Genomic DNA, 14,280 nt, shown 5'->3' on the forward strand with positions numbered 1-14,280 from the left:
TTTTAGTTACTATTTAACATTAGATATTCTATTTAATATTTCTATATATGCCTCTTCTACATTTCCTAAATCTCTTCTAAATCTATCTTTATCTAGCTTTTCATTTGTTGTTGCATCCCAAAATCTACATGTATCTGGAGATATCTCATCAGCTAGAATTATTTCATTATTATATCTTCCAAACTCTAATTTAAAGTCAATCAATTTAATATTTTGTTTTATAAAGAATTCTTTAAGTATTTCATTTACTTTTGCTGTAATATTATAAATTTCTTTAAGTTCATCAAAAGTAGCAAGTCCTAATGCAACTGCATGATAATCATTTATTAACGGGTCTCCAAGTTCATCATTTTTATAGCATATTTCAAATATAGTTGTCTTTAATTCTGTTCCTTCTTCAACTCCAAGTCTCTTTGCCATGCTGCCTGCAGCCACATTTCTTACTATTACTTCAACAGGAACTATTTCAACTTTTCTACAAAGTTGTTCTCTATCATTTAGCTTTTTAATAAAGTGTGTCTTTATGCCATTTTCATGTAACATTTCAAATATTGCAGATGTTATGCTATTGTTTAATATTCCTTTATGATCTATTTGGGACTTTTTTATGCCGTTAAAAGCTGTAGCATCATCCTTGTAATAAATTATAACATTTTCATTATCCTCTGCCTTGAATACTTTCTTTGCTTTTCCTTCATATAACATTTCTCTTTCCATATTAAAACTCCACTCCTTCTGAATTTTCTTTTATGAACTGTTCTTTCATTGTTTTTCTATATTCTATTAATTCTTCTTTTAGTTTGGGATATTTTAAAGATAAAATTTGAATTGCTAACATTCCAGCATTGAAACTATTATTTATTCCTACTACAGCTACTGGGATTGGTTTTGGCATTTGTACCATTGAAAGAAGTGAATCAAATCCATTTACTGCAGCATCTATAGGAACTCCTATAACCGGTAAAATTGTTTGAGATGCAATTACTCCTGGAAGATGAGCTGCAAGCCCAGCTCCGGCTATTATACATTCGTATCCTTCATTTTCTACTATCTCAAGCGTTTTTGATAATTCTTCTGGAACTCTATGAGCAGAAAGTATATAGGCTTTATACTCTATATTAAATTCCTTTAATATGCCTGCAGCACCTTTCATTTTATTCACATCTGACTTACTACCAAAAATAATAGCTACTTTCAAAGTAATTCCCTCCTTGAATTTAATAAATGAATTAACGAATCTTAATTAGTAAATTTAAATATGTATTTGCAATATATCAGAATATTAATATTTAATATGTTTTTATTGTTCGCCATTCTCTATGCCTCAATAATAGCACTTGAGTATTTAAAAGTCAATATATTATATATATTTTTATGCTATATTATTCGTATTTAACGAAACTTTACGTAAATAAAATACACTATAGTTCGTTATGTCACGAACTATAGTGTATTTTGCTCTTTTATATAGTTAAGCAGTTTTATCTATCTTTTTACTTTCTGATAATTCCTTAAAAAATATTCTTGTTTCATTTACAATGATTCCGCTTAGTCCAACTAATGCTATCAGATTAGGTATAGCCATTAAACCATTTACTATATCGGCAATTACCCAAATTAAATCTAGTTTTAAGAATACTCCTGATGCAACTAAAACTATATAAATAATTCTAAATGGTAATATTCCTTTAACTCCAAATAGATAAACTATACATCTTTCTCCATAATAATTCCAACCAAGTATTGTGGTAAATGCAAAGAAAATAAGACCAATTGTTACTATCATCTCTCCAACTACTGGAACTGATAATCCTGATCTAAAAGCTGCATTTGTCATAGCAGCACCTTGTAAATTAGAATTCCATGTGCCAGTTAATATCAATACTAATCCTGTCATTGTACAAATTACAATAGTATCAAAGAATGTACCTGTCATAGATATAAGTCCTTGACGAACACAAGATTTAGTCTTAGCTGCTGCCGCTGCTATAGGTGCACTACCAAGCCCTGATTCATTTGAGAAAACACCTCTTGCTACACCACTTTGAATAGCTTTCATTACTGTTGCACCAAGAAATCCGCCAGCTGCTGCAGTAGGAGTAAATGCTCCTTTCATTATCAACTTAATTGTTTCTGGCAATGCTCCTGCATTAGCAACTAAAATTGCAATAGATCCTAATATATAAAATATAGCCATAAAAGGCACTACTTTTTCTGAAACAGCTGCAATGCTCTTTATTCCTCCAAGTGTTACTAATGCTACTAAAATTGTAATTACTAAGGCTGTTAATATAACAGGAACGTCAAAGGTTATTTTTACCGCCTCTGTTATAGCATTAACTTGTGGAAATGTTCCTATTCCGAAGAAAGCTACTCCTACACCAAAAACGGCAAACATTTTTGCAAGCCATTTTTTGCCTAGCCCTCTTTCAATGTAGTACATAGGTCCTCCAGCCATTTGTCCATTGTCATCTACAACCCTAAATTTTATTGCCAATAGGCCTTCTGCATATTTTGTAGCCATACCGAAAAATGCTGCCATCCACATCCAGAATAATGCTCCTGGTCCTCCTGCTTTAATGGCTGTAGCAACTCCTACAATATTACCAGTACCTATTGTGGCAGAAAGTGCTGTACAGAGTGCTGCGAAACTTGATACATCGCCTTCCTCTTGCAATTCATCATCTTTTGCAAAAACATATTTTAGTGCTAAAGGTAATTTGAAAACTTGTAATAGACCTAGTCTTATGGTTAGAAAAATACCAGTACCGACTAGTAAAATTAGTAGTGGTGGTCCCCAAACAATTCCATCCACTTTGTTGAAAACTTCTAAAACTTTTGACATGTTATCATCCTCCTATGATTTGTTTTAATAAGGGAGGAGAATATGAATTATTCCAAAATAATTCTATCCTCTGTCCTTTTACCTGAGAGTTTCAATAGCCTTTTGGGAAAAGCTATTTTTCTCCTTCGGTGCCCATTAAAATGGGTCTCTCCAGAGGCTCGTCCAGTAACGGTCATCTGCTAAAATATAGCTACCTGAAAGATTGACCTCTTCGGTGGATGGAAAACCATCTCTCTCCCGCTACCTTCATCCGAACGCTTCTTTTGTTTATTCTATTTTGTTTTATATTATAATAAAAATTATGCGTTAATACAATACTATTTTTCGTAAAAAAAGAAATAGTCCTTATAACTATTTCTTTTTAATATAATAATATTATTTTTTATATCTCTTTTTACCGCCATAGGTAACAATTAATAATACCAATATTACTGTAATAAATATATTACCGTATTTTTCATATCCACCAATAAAACCTAGTATAGAAAAGATTAATATTAAAATACCTATCAAAATACTTGTGTATTTTTCCCACTTTATTAAACCTTCTAAATTTTTAATTTTTTCATTTTCGTACTTTGCTCTAGTAAACCTTTCCATAAAAATACCAAAAACTATTTCTATAACGCCTAAAATAAGTAATAGAATATTCATTCCTGAGCCCATTATATTATCTCCTTTACAAAATTATAGTCAGTTCAAATTAATTATACAAAATTTTTCTGCAATTTTAAATTGATTTTTTTATCTTAATTCCAAACTTGTCCATCTTCTTATATAAAAGACTCCTATGAATACCAAGCTCATTAGCTGCTAATTGACAATTCCAATTACATTTTTTTAAAACTTCTTTTATTATAGAACACTCATAACTATCTACCATATTCTTTAGCATCTTTTCATCAGAACCAGAAAAACTGTTCACCTTATGACTAGATACTATTTTAGCTGGCAGATCTGTTAACTGTATTATAAACTCATCGCAGGATGCGTATGCACTCTTAATCACATTATCTAATTCTCTTATGTTCCCTGGCCATGAATAGTCTTGGAAGCATTTTTTAACCTCATTACTTAGCGTAACAGAAGTTCTATACTCAATGTTAATTTTATTCAAGAAATAGTTTGCAAATATCAGTATATCTTCTTTTCGTTCTCTTAGCGGAATCATCTCAATATTAATAACATTAAGTCTGTAATACAAATCTTCTCTAAACTTGCCATCCTTCACCATTTCAGTTAAGTTTCTTCTTGTAGCTGCTATAACTCTAATATCTACAGAAGTTGGGGTAGTTCCTCCTATCTTCTCAACTTCTTTCTCCTGTAATACTCTTAAAAGCTTAACCTGCATATCCAGCGGCATATCACCAATTTCGTCTAAGAATATAGTTCCCCCATCTGCTTGGATGAACTTTCCTTTTTTCCCGCCTTTTTTTGCACCTGTAAAGGAACCTTCTTCATATCCAAATAGCTCGGATTCTAAAAGTTCAGAAGGAATTGCACCACAGTTAATGCTAACCATAGGTTTATTTTTTCTATCACTGCCATTATGAATTGCTCTAGCAAATACTTCTTTTCCTGTTCCTGTCTCTCCAGTTAATAAAACTGGAAATAAGTTTTTAGTAGCTCTCATTCCCGTTTTCTTAATATCTAAGAAATTTTTACTGCTTCCAATCATTCCATCAAATGAATACTGATTTGCAGTAATTTTATTATATTCTTCTTTATAAAATTCAAGCTCTGAATATTCTTTCATTAATTTTTGTGCAGAATCCAGGGTTTGCAATCTAAATTTTACCTGAGCTACACCAGCAATTACTTCATGTTTTTCATCAAAAACGCAGGATCTGCTAACCAAAAGAAAGCTGTTATCACTTTCTTTTGTCTCACCATCTACAAACTTATGTATAGCTCCTTCTTCTCTATAAGCATTTTTTACAATATCAATCATTTTTGTATTTGATATAATTTCTTTTATGCTTCCTCCTATTGCTTTCTCTTTGCTAGTTCCTAAAAAATCACAATACTGGTCATTAATGTCTGTAACTATACCTTCCTTGTCAACAACGATAAATCCATCATCAGTCATAGTAAGTATTTCATCGAATATGTATTTATATCTATCTAAATCATTTTTCATAATCGTTACACTCCTACCTGTTTGTGAACTAAATTTAAATAGGCAGACGTAGCTGTCTGCCTATTTGCTTATTACTAAGCTACTATATAATTTTATTATACTTTCAAATTAGACTATTAGCAAGGATATCTAATTTTTAAAGAGATTAATTAAAATGGTTTATAACTGGATTTCGTAATTTAGTTTTACTTTGTAGCCATTACAGTTCCTTCTCCCTCAATAACCATTTCTCCTCTCTGATTAACTATAGTTGTCTTTAAGTATGCAATCCTTTTTTCCTTAATTATTTTAGTAACTTCTCCTGTAGCTGTTATTGTATCACCAATTTTAACTGGTAATAAAAATTTCAATGTTTGTCCTAGGTAAATAGCATCAGCTCCTGGAATACACATACCTACTACTGTTGAAAAAAAGGAAGCCGTAAACATTCCATGAGCAATTCTTTCTCCAAACCTCGTGGTCTTTGCATATTCAGCGTTAATGTGCACAGGATTAAAATCTGCAATTAATCCTGCATAGGTATTAATATCTGATTCAGTAATAGTCTTACTTATGCTAGCTTTTTGTCCAATGTACATTTCCTCTATACTATAGCCACTCATATTTAAGCTGTTATCATCTATCATACTACTCATACTATTTACCCCACTTTCATTTATATTTTAAACTTCAAAGGAGTTATTTTTTTCAATCTCTTCAATCATAGCTGGAATAACTTCTTTTAAATCTCCTACAATACCAAAGTCGCAAACCTTAAAAATAGGAGCTGTTGGGTCACTATTTATTGCTACAATATATTTTGATTCGCTCATACCTGCTAAATGCTGAATAGCACCAGAGATACCACAAGCGAAATAAATTTCTGGTCTTACTGTTGTTCCTGTTTGACCTACTTGGTGCATACCATCAATCCATCCTGCATCAACACAAGCTCTAGAAGATCCAACTTCTCCACCTAATTTTTCTGCAAGAGCTCTAATTAATTCAAAGCCTTCAGGTCCTTTTACACCACGTCCGCCAGATACAATGATCTTTGCATCTGTAAGGTCAACTCTCTTTTTACCACTCTTTATAATTTCAACTACATTAGCTATAATATCTTTTTCATTAAGGCTAGGAGTTATTACTTCTACAGCTCCTGCTGGATCATCTGTATGAGCTGCCTTTTGCATAACCCCAGGTCTTACTGTAGCCATTTGAGGTCTATTAATTGGACATATAATAGTAGCCATTAAATTTCCACCAAAGGCAGGTCTTGTTTGAAGAATTTTTCCATCTGTAGGATCAATCTCAAGCTTTGTACAGTCGGCAACTAATCCTGTACCAACCTTTGCTGCAATTCTAGGACCTATATCTCTTCCTATGGATGTAGCTCCAACTAGGACTATTTCAGGTTTTCTCTCAAGAATAAGGTTAGAAATTGAAATTGAATAACCATCTGTTGAAAAAGTCTTTAATAATGGACTTGATATATATAAAACCTTATCTACACCATAATGAAGGAGCTTATTTACTTCCTCATCAATTTCATGTCCTGCCACAACTACAACTACCTTTTTGTTAATCTCACTTGCAAGCTTTTTAGCCTCGCCAATTAATTCAATAGTTACAGGATGAATTTTTCCTTCTCTCTGCTCACCAATTACCCATATATCATTATAATCATTTAAATTAATATTCTGATTTACTTTTGCTCTATTCATATCTGCACCTACCTCCTATATAAGCTTCAGATCAGCAAGCTTGCTAATTAAAACAGCTGCTTTTTCTTTTCCGTTGATTCCCTCAATAATTTCTGCTGTTTTAGACTTTGTTGGTACAAAGGATTTGTATACATTAGTAGGAGAACCTTTAAGTCCAATTTGTGTTGGATCAATTACTAGATCATTTATACCCCAAACCACTATTTCATCTACATCAGGTGCATAAGCCTTAAAAATACCTTTTACGCTTGGATATCTTGGCACATTTAATTCTTTAATAGCTGTTAAAAGTACAGGTAACTTAGATTCTATTACATAGTCTCCTGTTTCTGTGAATCTTGTAACTGTTACCTTATCTTCTCCTACCTTAATTTCTTTTGCGTAAGTTATTTGTGGAACATTTAAAAATTCAGCGATTTCAGGACCAACTTGTGCTGTATCTCCATCAATAGCCTGTCTTCCACAAAGAATAATGTCATAATTTCCAACCTTTTCAATAGCTGCAGCAAGTACTGTGGCAGTTGCCCAAGTATCAGAACCTCCAAAGGCTCTATCACTAACAAGAATTGCTTCATCAGCTCCCATTGCAAGAGCTTCTCTTAAGGCTTCTTTTGCTTGAGGAGGTCCCATACTTATTACAGTAACCTTCCCGCCTTTTTCATCTTTTATTGTAAGAGCTGCCTCAAGGGCATTTTTATCATCTGGATTTATAATACTAGGCACACCATCTCTTATAAGTGTTCCTGTCTCTTGATTAATTCTAACTTCGTTTGTATCTGGAACCTGCTTTAAGCATACAATTATATTCATCTCTTTCCCTCCTAGCTTAATACTGCTCTTGAAATTACTAGCTTGTGAATTTCAGAAGTACCTTCATAAATTTCAGTAATCTTTGCATCACGATACATTCTTTCTAATGGATAGTCCTTCATATAGCCATATCCTCCATGAACTTGTAATGCAAGGTTTGTAACAAATCTAGCTGTTTCTGCTGCATTTATTTTAGCCATAGCTGCTTCCTTAGTATGAGGCTGTCCTGTTGCTTTCAAGTGTGCTGCATAGTAAACTAGCCATCTAGCTGCTTCAATCTTAGTTGCCATATCAGATATATACCAAGTAAGACCTTGAAGCGCTGTAAGCGGTTTTCCAAACTGAACTCTTTCCTTCATATACTTAACACTTTCCTCTAAAGCACCTTCAGCAATTCCAAGAGCCTGGGCAGCAACACCAATTCTTGCGCCATCAAGAGCTGTCATAGCCATCATAAAGCCTTTTCCTTCTTTACCAACAAGATTTCCCTTCGGAACACGACAGTTGTCAAAAATAAGCTCTACAGTCTCTGAACCATGGATACCCATTTTTTCTTCAATCTTTCCTATAGTAAATCCTGGAGTCCCTTTTTCCACAAGAATACAAGATAAGCCTTTAAGTCCTTTAGTAGGGTCTGTTAATGCAAAAATAAGTAAATGTTGCGCCTGTCCTCCACCAGAGATAAAGCATTTAGTTCCATTAAGAACATATTCATCTCCATCTAAAATAGCTGTTGTCTTAGCAGCACCTGCATCTGAACCTGCATTAGGTTCTGTTAAAGCAAAAGCTCCAAGGCATCCTCCACTTGTTACCTGTGGTAGGTATTTCTGTTTCTGTTCTTCAGTCCCAAACTTTTGAAGAACTTGAGCAAAAATAGTGTGTATAGAAAGTATAGCTGCTGTAGCTCCACATTTTTTTGCAATTTCAGAAACAACAATAACCTTATCAATATCATTTCCACCAGAACCGCCGTATTCTACAGGTGTGCCAATTCCGGCAAAACCTATTTTAGTCATCTTATCAAATGTTTCCCTTGGGAATCTTCCTGTTTTATCAATTTCTGCTGCAATTGGTCCAACTTCATTCTCAGCGAATTCTCTTGCAACCTTCTGTAGCATCAGTTGCGCATCTGTAAATTTAAAATCCATATTAAATCCCCCTTGTTTTCTAATTATAGATAAGAGCTCCCATGACTATGGAAGCCCTTCATTTTACTGAAATTTTCACTCCCACTCCCACATTTTATTCAGCTAATAAAGATTTAAAATGATAGTCCCATTTTTTCATCTTTAAATATTCTTTCATCCATTAACTTTAAGTCTTCTGCTATTAATGGTTTAAACTCCATGTTTGCAAGTATATCTTTTTCTAAATCCACTCCTGGAGCAATTTCAACTAGCATAATTCCTTTTTCAGTTAATTTAAATACAGCTCTTTCTGTAATATAATAAACTTGTTGTCCACTTTCATTTGCATATTCAGCTGAAAAAGTTACTTGCTCTAATTCTTTCTTAAACTTTATACCTTTTCCATCTTTTATGATATTAAGTTTTCCATCTTTAATTTCCATCTCCATTTTTCCTGCTTTAAAAGTTCCTGTGAAACAAACCTTCTTAGCATTTTGAGAAATATTTATAAATCCGCCTGGTCCTACAACTCTTCCTGCAAACTTGGAAACATTAACATTACCCATAGGGTCAATTTCAGCAGCTCCTAGGAATGACATGTCTATTCCGCCGCCATCATAAATGTCGAATATATCTGGTTGCTTGTATATGGATTCAGGATTTACTGTACCGCCAATACCAAGTCCTCCTGTAGGTACTCCTCCAAGAGCTCCTGACTCGATAGAAAGGGTTATCTGGTCTGCAAGTCCCTCTTCACCTGCTACTGCTCCAACTGCTTCTGGAATACCAATTCCTAAGTTAACAAGACTATTAGGTTTTAATTCTAAAGCTCCTCTTCTTCCACAAACTTTTCTTTGATCCAATTCCATAGGATCAATAGCTGCTAGTGGCACTTTTGTCTCTCCAGATAATTCTGGTCTATAGTAGTCAGCTGTAAGTGACTGGAAACTATTTTCTCTCTTGCCTTCTACAATGTAGTCAACCATAAAGCCATGAACTTTAACATCGTGTGCTTTCAAAGTTCCTTTTGCAACAATTTGATCAACTTGAGCGATTACAATACCTCCAGAATTGTGAACTGCAGCAGCCATTTCCAATTGATCTGAGAAAACAGCTTCTTTACATAAGGAAATATTTCCACTTTCGTCACCAATTGAACCTTTAATGAAACAAATATCTATAGGGAAAGATTTATATAGTAAATAGTCCTTACCTTCTATATTTACTAAAGAAACAACCTCTTCTCCAGAATCAACAGCTGCTTGATTTGCTTTACAGCCTTCAAGTCTTGGATCTGCAAAAGTCTTTAATCCAACATGAGTTAATACTCCTGGTTTCTTTCCTGCTATTGCTCTAAGCATTTGGCTAGTAACCCCTTGAGGAATCATGTAAGCTGCCAATTTATTTTCAACAGCTAACTTATTTAGTCTTGGTTCTAGTCCAATATGAGCACAAACAAGCTTTTTAACTAAACCTTCTTCTCCTAAATGGTTTGCTCCTCTTTCTTTTCCATCACCAATACCTGCACAGTGAAAAGCTGTAAGATCTTTAGGAGACTTTGTTTCAATATATCTATTTTGTAATGCAATTAATAAATCTTCTGGAAGTCCAAAACCAACAAATCCACCAATACCAATCGTCATACCGTCTTTTACCATTTCAGCTGCTTGTTCACGTGTAATTATTTTACTCATAACATAACCCTCCTCAAATTAAATAAAGTTATTTTTTATCTTAAATGTTTTCTATTTATTTCCTATGGAAGCATAGGGAATAATGAGAACAATATAACCGCAACCACGGTACCTACTGCTGGGGTAAATACTGTAAGCCAGAACACTGGACCATATGCATCTTTATGTGTTTCATTACATAGACCATTTGTAACTGTAACGATGTATCCATTATGTGGTAGTGAATCAAGTGCTGCAGATGAAATAGACATTGTTCTATGCAATGCAGCAGCTGCAACGCCTTTTGCTAAATAAACAGGTCCTAATAGAGGAGCTGCAATTCCTAGTCCACCTGATGCAGAACCAGTTATACCAGCTATAACTGTTGTACCTACAGCAACACCTACAAATTCTGGTCCTGGGATATTTACCATTGCATTTACAACAACTGGGAAGGCTAGTGAAGCCTTAACCACTGCACCAAAACCTACAACGGCACAAGTATTACTAATTGCAAATACAGATGTTCTACAAGCTTCTCCTACGTTGTCCAAGATTTTCTTATTATCTTGATGTTTGTTTAGAATAATAAATACTATTACAGAACCAGCAAACACACCGGCTTCAAGAGGAAGTATTGTTTTTCCTCCAATTTTAACGTTAATTAATATAATTGTGATAATTAATGGAATCAAAGCCATAATTCCATTTGGAAGTTCTGCTTCATCATGGAAGCTATCTACAGATTTTGCAACAAAGTGTTCACCATTAGCTTTTGCTTTGTTTACCATTCTATATAAAAGGAATGCTCCAAGTACAAGAATTACACCACATGAGATGAAACCGACTACTGTACCAGCCATTAAGTCTGTTCCTAATGCTTGAGCTGGAATAGCATTTTGAATCTGTGGAGCGCCAGGTGCAACCATGGCAAAGGTAGAACATCCAAAAGTTAATGCAGCAGGAATAAATCTTCTAGGTAAATCTGCTTCTTTGAAAACTTCAATAGCAATAGGGAAAACAGCAAAACTTGCAACGAAAACGCTAACTCCACCGTAAGAGATAATACCGCAAGCTAAAGGTATTGAGATTAAAGCCATGTTTTTACCAAAGATCTTAACAATCATTTTTGCTATTGCTTTAGCACCATTTGTGACCTCATACATTTTTCCCATTAAAGTACCGGTTAAGAAAATCAAGAAATTGTTTTTGAAGAAGCCTACAAAGCCTCCCATATAATCTGATTTTAAGCCATCATATAAATTAATTCCTCCTGTTAAAGCAACAATAGCTGAACAGGTTATCGCTATGATGAAAATGTTAACACCTTTCATTACCAAAACCATCAATAATGCGAGTGCACCTATAATACCAATTAAACTTATTATTTCTGAGCTTGACATACACTAACCTTCCTTCCATTTTTTATTATTCATTTATTTTTATTAATTAATAAAGTGTCATAAAAAAGATATTTTTTTCACATTATTTACGTCTCTTTTTTTAGTCACTCGTCTCAAATTTGATAATAATACTTTTTTTCATCAAAGCTTTGATTCAAAAACCCGTTTTTCCTACTCTGCTAGCATATATACATTAATTATTTTCCTTATTATGGAATTTTATTGTCTCATAAATGATAATTTAATTTTTATCAGCTATTTATTTATAAATTTTGCATCTCTCTTTTCTAAGAATGCTGTCATACCTTCATCTTTATCTTCTGAAGCGAAAGTAAGTGCTGCTAAGTCTTTCTCAAGTTCTAAAGCATTATTTAAGTCTAAATCCATTCCTCTATTAATAGCTATTTTAGAGTATTTAACAGCCATTGGAGCCTTTACCATTATTCCATCCATCATGCTCTTTGCTTCATTTAAAAGCTCATCAGCAGGAACTACTTTATTTACAAGACCTATAGAGAGTGCTTCATCAGCTTTTACCATTCTGCCTGTAAAAATGAGCTCTTTTGCTCGTCCGCTGCCTATAAGCCTAGGTAATCTTTGTGTTCCTCCAAAACAAGGTATAACTCCTAAATTAACTTCTGGTTGTCCGAAAATAGCCTTTTCAGAAGCAATTCTTATATCACAGCTCATTGATAATTCACAGCCACCACCAAGAGCATATCCATTTACAGCTGCAATTACAGGCTTTCCAAGAGCTTCAATTTTGTTAAATGTATTTTGAGCATACTCAGCATAGTTTCTGCCTTCTTCTGCTTTATAAGGTCTCATTTGAGCAATATCAGCTCCCGCAACAAAAGCTTTTCCCTCGCCAGTTATAATAACCCCTAAGATTTCTTCATCTGCACTTATACTATCAATGATAGCATTCAACTCGTCTAAGGTTTGGTTGTTTAGTGCGTTGAGAGCCTTTGGTCTATTCATGGTAACGATTGCAACAACTCCTTCAATATTCACTTTAATGTTTTCAAGGTTTAAATCTTTTAATTTTGTGTTTTTCATAAAAATCGACCTCCTATATTTTCTACATTTCTATATACTAGCAAAACCCTTGCCAAAAAAATAACATAGTACACAATTACATAATTTATATTTTTAATTAAATTATTTTCATGAGCATTTGCTTAAACAAATAGAGCCAATAGGAAGTGAATTTCCCATTGGCTCTATTTATTTACTATGAAGCTTAAATATAAGTAAATTTTATTTAAATATATTTCCGCTAATGATTAGTTTTTGTATCTCATTAGTCCCTTCATAAATTTGAGTAATCTTAGCATCTCTCATCATTCTTTCTACATGATATTCCTTCATGTATCCATTTCCTCCAAGCATTTGAGCTGCTTCAACAGTTACTAGCATAGCTGCATCTGTACATGCAAGCTTAGCTTTTGCAGCTGGAACTGAATAAGGTCTTCCAGCATCTTTATCCGTAGCTGCTTTATATAATAGGTATTTTGCCTTTTCTATTTCAACTTCTAATTCTGCCATCTTAAATGCTAAATATTGATTTTTATATATAGGCTTTCCAAATTGAATTCTTTGCTTCATATAGTCTCTTGCTATATCAAAAGCTCCCTCTGCTATTCCAAGGCCTTGAGAGGCAACTCCAATTCTTCCACTATCAAGACTCTTCATTGCAAGAGCAAATCCTTTTCCCTCTTCTCCACCAATTAAATTTTCCACTGGTACCTTTACGTTCTGAAGCACTATTTCAGATACCTGAGCAGCTTTTATTCCACACTTATCCTCAATTTTACCTATAGAAAAACCCGGATAGTCCTTTTCAACAATAAAAGCTGAAAGTCCTTTTACCCCTTTACTCCTATCTGTCATAGCATATACTACAAAAACATCAGCTATAGGTGCATTAGTAATAAAGCATTTTAGGCCATTTAATATATAATAATCCCCTTCTTTAACTGCAACAGTTTCAGCATTGCTAGCATCTGAACCTGCATTTGGTTCTGTTAGACCAAATGCTCCTATTTTTTTACCTGATAATAGATCCGGAATATATTTCTTCTTTTGCTCTTCTGTCCCACCATTATAAATTGATCCTGCACATAATGAGGTAGTTACCGAATAGGCAATTCCTAATGAAGCATGCACCTTTGATATCTCTTCAATAGCTATAGCATAAGAAAGATAATCAGCACCTGAACCACCATATTCTTTTGGATAAGGTAATCCTATAAAGCCCATTTGCGCCAGCTTTTTATATGCTTCCATAGGGAACTCACTTTTTTCGTCGTTGTCGATTGTAATTGGTAATAGTTCCTTTTTAGCAAATTCCCTTGCAGTCTTTTGAATAAGTTGATGATTCTCTGATAACATAAAATCCATAAATATATCCTCCTAATTAAAATTTATTATACATACATATTGCATATAGCATGCCAAATTATAAGAATATTTTAAAAACACCTCTGTAAGTATAGATAACTCAAGGGAAAATAGTTATTCTAAAATTAATACAAAATCTACTTAATAAGATGTTGGGTTTTATATGAAAGAAATTA

General features: G+C 33.6%; 13 protein-coding genes and 1 riboswitch. All 13 genes read right to left on the bottom strand.

What is annotated here, in order from left to right; all coding sequences use genetic code 11:
- Window positions 1-9 precede the first annotated feature (9 nt).
- On the bottom strand, window positions 10-717 hold the full coding sequence (gene purC / locus ACWW38_RS02065) for a phosphoribosylaminoimidazolesuccinocarboxamide synthase (RefSeq protein WP_456259167.1): 708 nt from the start codon (window positions 715-717) through the stop codon (window positions 10-12).
- Window position 718: 1 nt separating this feature from the next.
- On the bottom strand, window positions 719-1,198 hold the full coding sequence (gene purE / locus ACWW38_RS02070) for a 5-(carboxyamino)imidazole ribonucleotide mutase (RefSeq protein ID WP_456259168.1): 480 nt from the start codon (window positions 1,196-1,198) through the stop codon (window positions 719-721).
- A 273-nt stretch (window positions 1,199-1,471) separates the two neighbouring features.
- Window positions 1,472-2,845, bottom strand: coding sequence for an alanine/glycine:cation symporter family protein (locus ACWW38_RS02075; RefSeq protein WP_456259169.1), 1,374 nt, complete (start codon window positions 2,843-2,845; stop codon window positions 1,472-1,474).
- A 60-nt stretch (window positions 2,846-2,905) separates the two neighbouring features.
- A riboswitch (glycine riboswitch) is annotated at window positions 2,906-3,009 on the bottom strand.
- Between the two features lie 211 nt (window positions 3,010-3,220).
- Window positions 3,221-3,511 (bottom strand): hypothetical protein, encoded by a 291-nt coding sequence (locus ACWW38_RS02080; protein ID WP_456259170.1) that lies wholly within the window; start codon window positions 3,509-3,511, stop codon window positions 3,221-3,223.
- Between the two features lie 64 nt (window positions 3,512-3,575).
- Window positions 3,576-4,985: a sigma-54 interaction domain-containing protein gene (locus ACWW38_RS02085; RefSeq protein WP_456259171.1), complete on the bottom strand. Its 1,410-nt coding sequence runs from the start codon at window positions 4,983-4,985 to the stop codon at window positions 3,576-3,578.
- Window positions 4,986-5,170: 185 nt separating this feature from the next.
- Window positions 5,171-5,620: a MaoC family dehydratase gene (locus tag ACWW38_RS02090; RefSeq protein ID WP_456259172.1), complete on the bottom strand. Its 450-nt coding sequence runs from the start codon at window positions 5,618-5,620 to the stop codon at window positions 5,171-5,173.
- 27 nt (window positions 5,621-5,647) lie between these two features.
- Window positions 5,648-6,688: an electron transfer flavoprotein subunit alpha/FixB family protein gene (locus ACWW38_RS02095; protein ID WP_456259173.1), complete on the bottom strand. Its 1,041-nt coding sequence runs from the start codon at window positions 6,686-6,688 to the stop codon at window positions 5,648-5,650.
- A gap of 15 nt (window positions 6,689-6,703) precedes the next feature.
- Complete coding sequence (locus tag ACWW38_RS02100; RefSeq protein ID WP_456259174.1) at window positions 6,704-7,498, bottom strand: electron transfer flavoprotein subunit beta; 795 nt, start codon at window positions 7,496-7,498, stop codon at window positions 6,704-6,706.
- A gap of 11 nt (window positions 7,499-7,509) precedes the next feature.
- The gene (gene acrC / locus ACWW38_RS02105; RefSeq protein WP_456259175.1) at window positions 7,510-8,646 is read right to left on the bottom strand and encodes an acryloyl-CoA reductase; all 1,137 of its coding nucleotides are present in this window, start codon (window positions 8,644-8,646) and stop codon (window positions 7,510-7,512) included.
- 113 nt (window positions 8,647-8,759) lie between these two features.
- On the bottom strand, window positions 8,760-10,319 hold the full coding sequence (locus ACWW38_RS02110) for an acyl CoA:acetate/3-ketoacid CoA transferase (RefSeq protein WP_456259176.1): 1,560 nt from the start codon (window positions 10,317-10,319) through the stop codon (window positions 8,760-8,762).
- Window positions 10,320-10,381: 62 nt separating this feature from the next.
- Window positions 10,382-11,701, bottom strand: coding sequence for a GntP family permease (locus tag ACWW38_RS02115; RefSeq protein ID WP_456259177.1), 1,320 nt, complete (start codon window positions 11,699-11,701; stop codon window positions 10,382-10,384).
- 255 nt (window positions 11,702-11,956) lie between these two features.
- A complete protein-coding gene (locus tag ACWW38_RS02120) occupies window positions 11,957-12,760 on the bottom strand; it encodes an enoyl-CoA hydratase-related protein (RefSeq protein ID WP_456259178.1) in 804 nt (267 codons plus the stop codon).
- Window positions 12,761-12,961: 201 nt separating this feature from the next.
- The gene (locus ACWW38_RS02125; RefSeq protein ID WP_456259179.1) at window positions 12,962-14,104 is read right to left on the bottom strand and encodes an acyl-CoA dehydrogenase family protein; all 1,143 of its coding nucleotides are present in this window, start codon (window positions 14,102-14,104) and stop codon (window positions 12,962-12,964) included.
- Window positions 14,105-14,280: the final 176 nt, after the last annotated feature.

It is taken from the genome of Clostridium sp. JNZ J1-5 (assembly GCF_053901425.1).

Coding starts and splice junctions, on each gene's coding strand:
- ACWW38_RS02085 (WP_456259171.1), bottom strand. CDS start 4,985: ATGAAAAATGATTTAGATAGATATAAATACATATTCGATGAAATACTT.
- ACWW38_RS02125 (WP_456259179.1), bottom strand. CDS start 14,104: ATGGATTTTATGTTATCAGAGAATCATCAACTTATTCAAAAGACTGCA.
- ACWW38_RS02095 (WP_456259173.1), bottom strand. CDS start 6,688: ATGAATAGAGCAAAAGTAAATCAGAATATTAATTTAAATGATTATAAT.
- acrC (WP_456259175.1), bottom strand. CDS start 8,646: ATGGATTTTAAATTTACAGATGCGCAACTGATGCTACAGAAGGTTGCA.
- ACWW38_RS02115 (WP_456259177.1), bottom strand. CDS start 11,701: ATGTCAAGCTCAGAAATAATAAGTTTAATTGGTATTATAGGTGCACTC.
- ACWW38_RS02080 (WP_456259170.1), bottom strand. CDS start 3,511: ATGGGCTCAGGAATGAATATTCTATTACTTATTTTAGGCGTTATAGAA.
- purC (WP_456259167.1), bottom strand. CDS start 717: ATGGAAAGAGAAATGTTATATGAAGGAAAAGCAAAGAAAGTATTCAAG.
- ACWW38_RS02090 (WP_456259172.1), bottom strand. CDS start 5,620: ATGAGTAGTATGATAGATGATAACAGCTTAAATATGAGTGGCTATAGT.
- ACWW38_RS02100 (WP_456259174.1), bottom strand. CDS start 7,498: ATGAATATAATTGTATGCTTAAAGCAGGTTCCAGATACAAACGAAGTT.
- ACWW38_RS02120 (WP_456259178.1), bottom strand. CDS start 12,760: ATGAAAAACACAAAATTAAAAGATTTAAACCTTGAAAACATTAAAGTG.
- ACWW38_RS02110 (WP_456259176.1), bottom strand. CDS start 10,319: ATGAGTAAAATAATTACACGTGAACAAGCAGCTGAAATGGTAAAAGAC.
- ACWW38_RS02075 (WP_456259169.1), bottom strand. CDS start 2,845: ATGTCAAAAGTTTTAGAAGTTTTCAACAAAGTGGATGGAATTGTTTGG.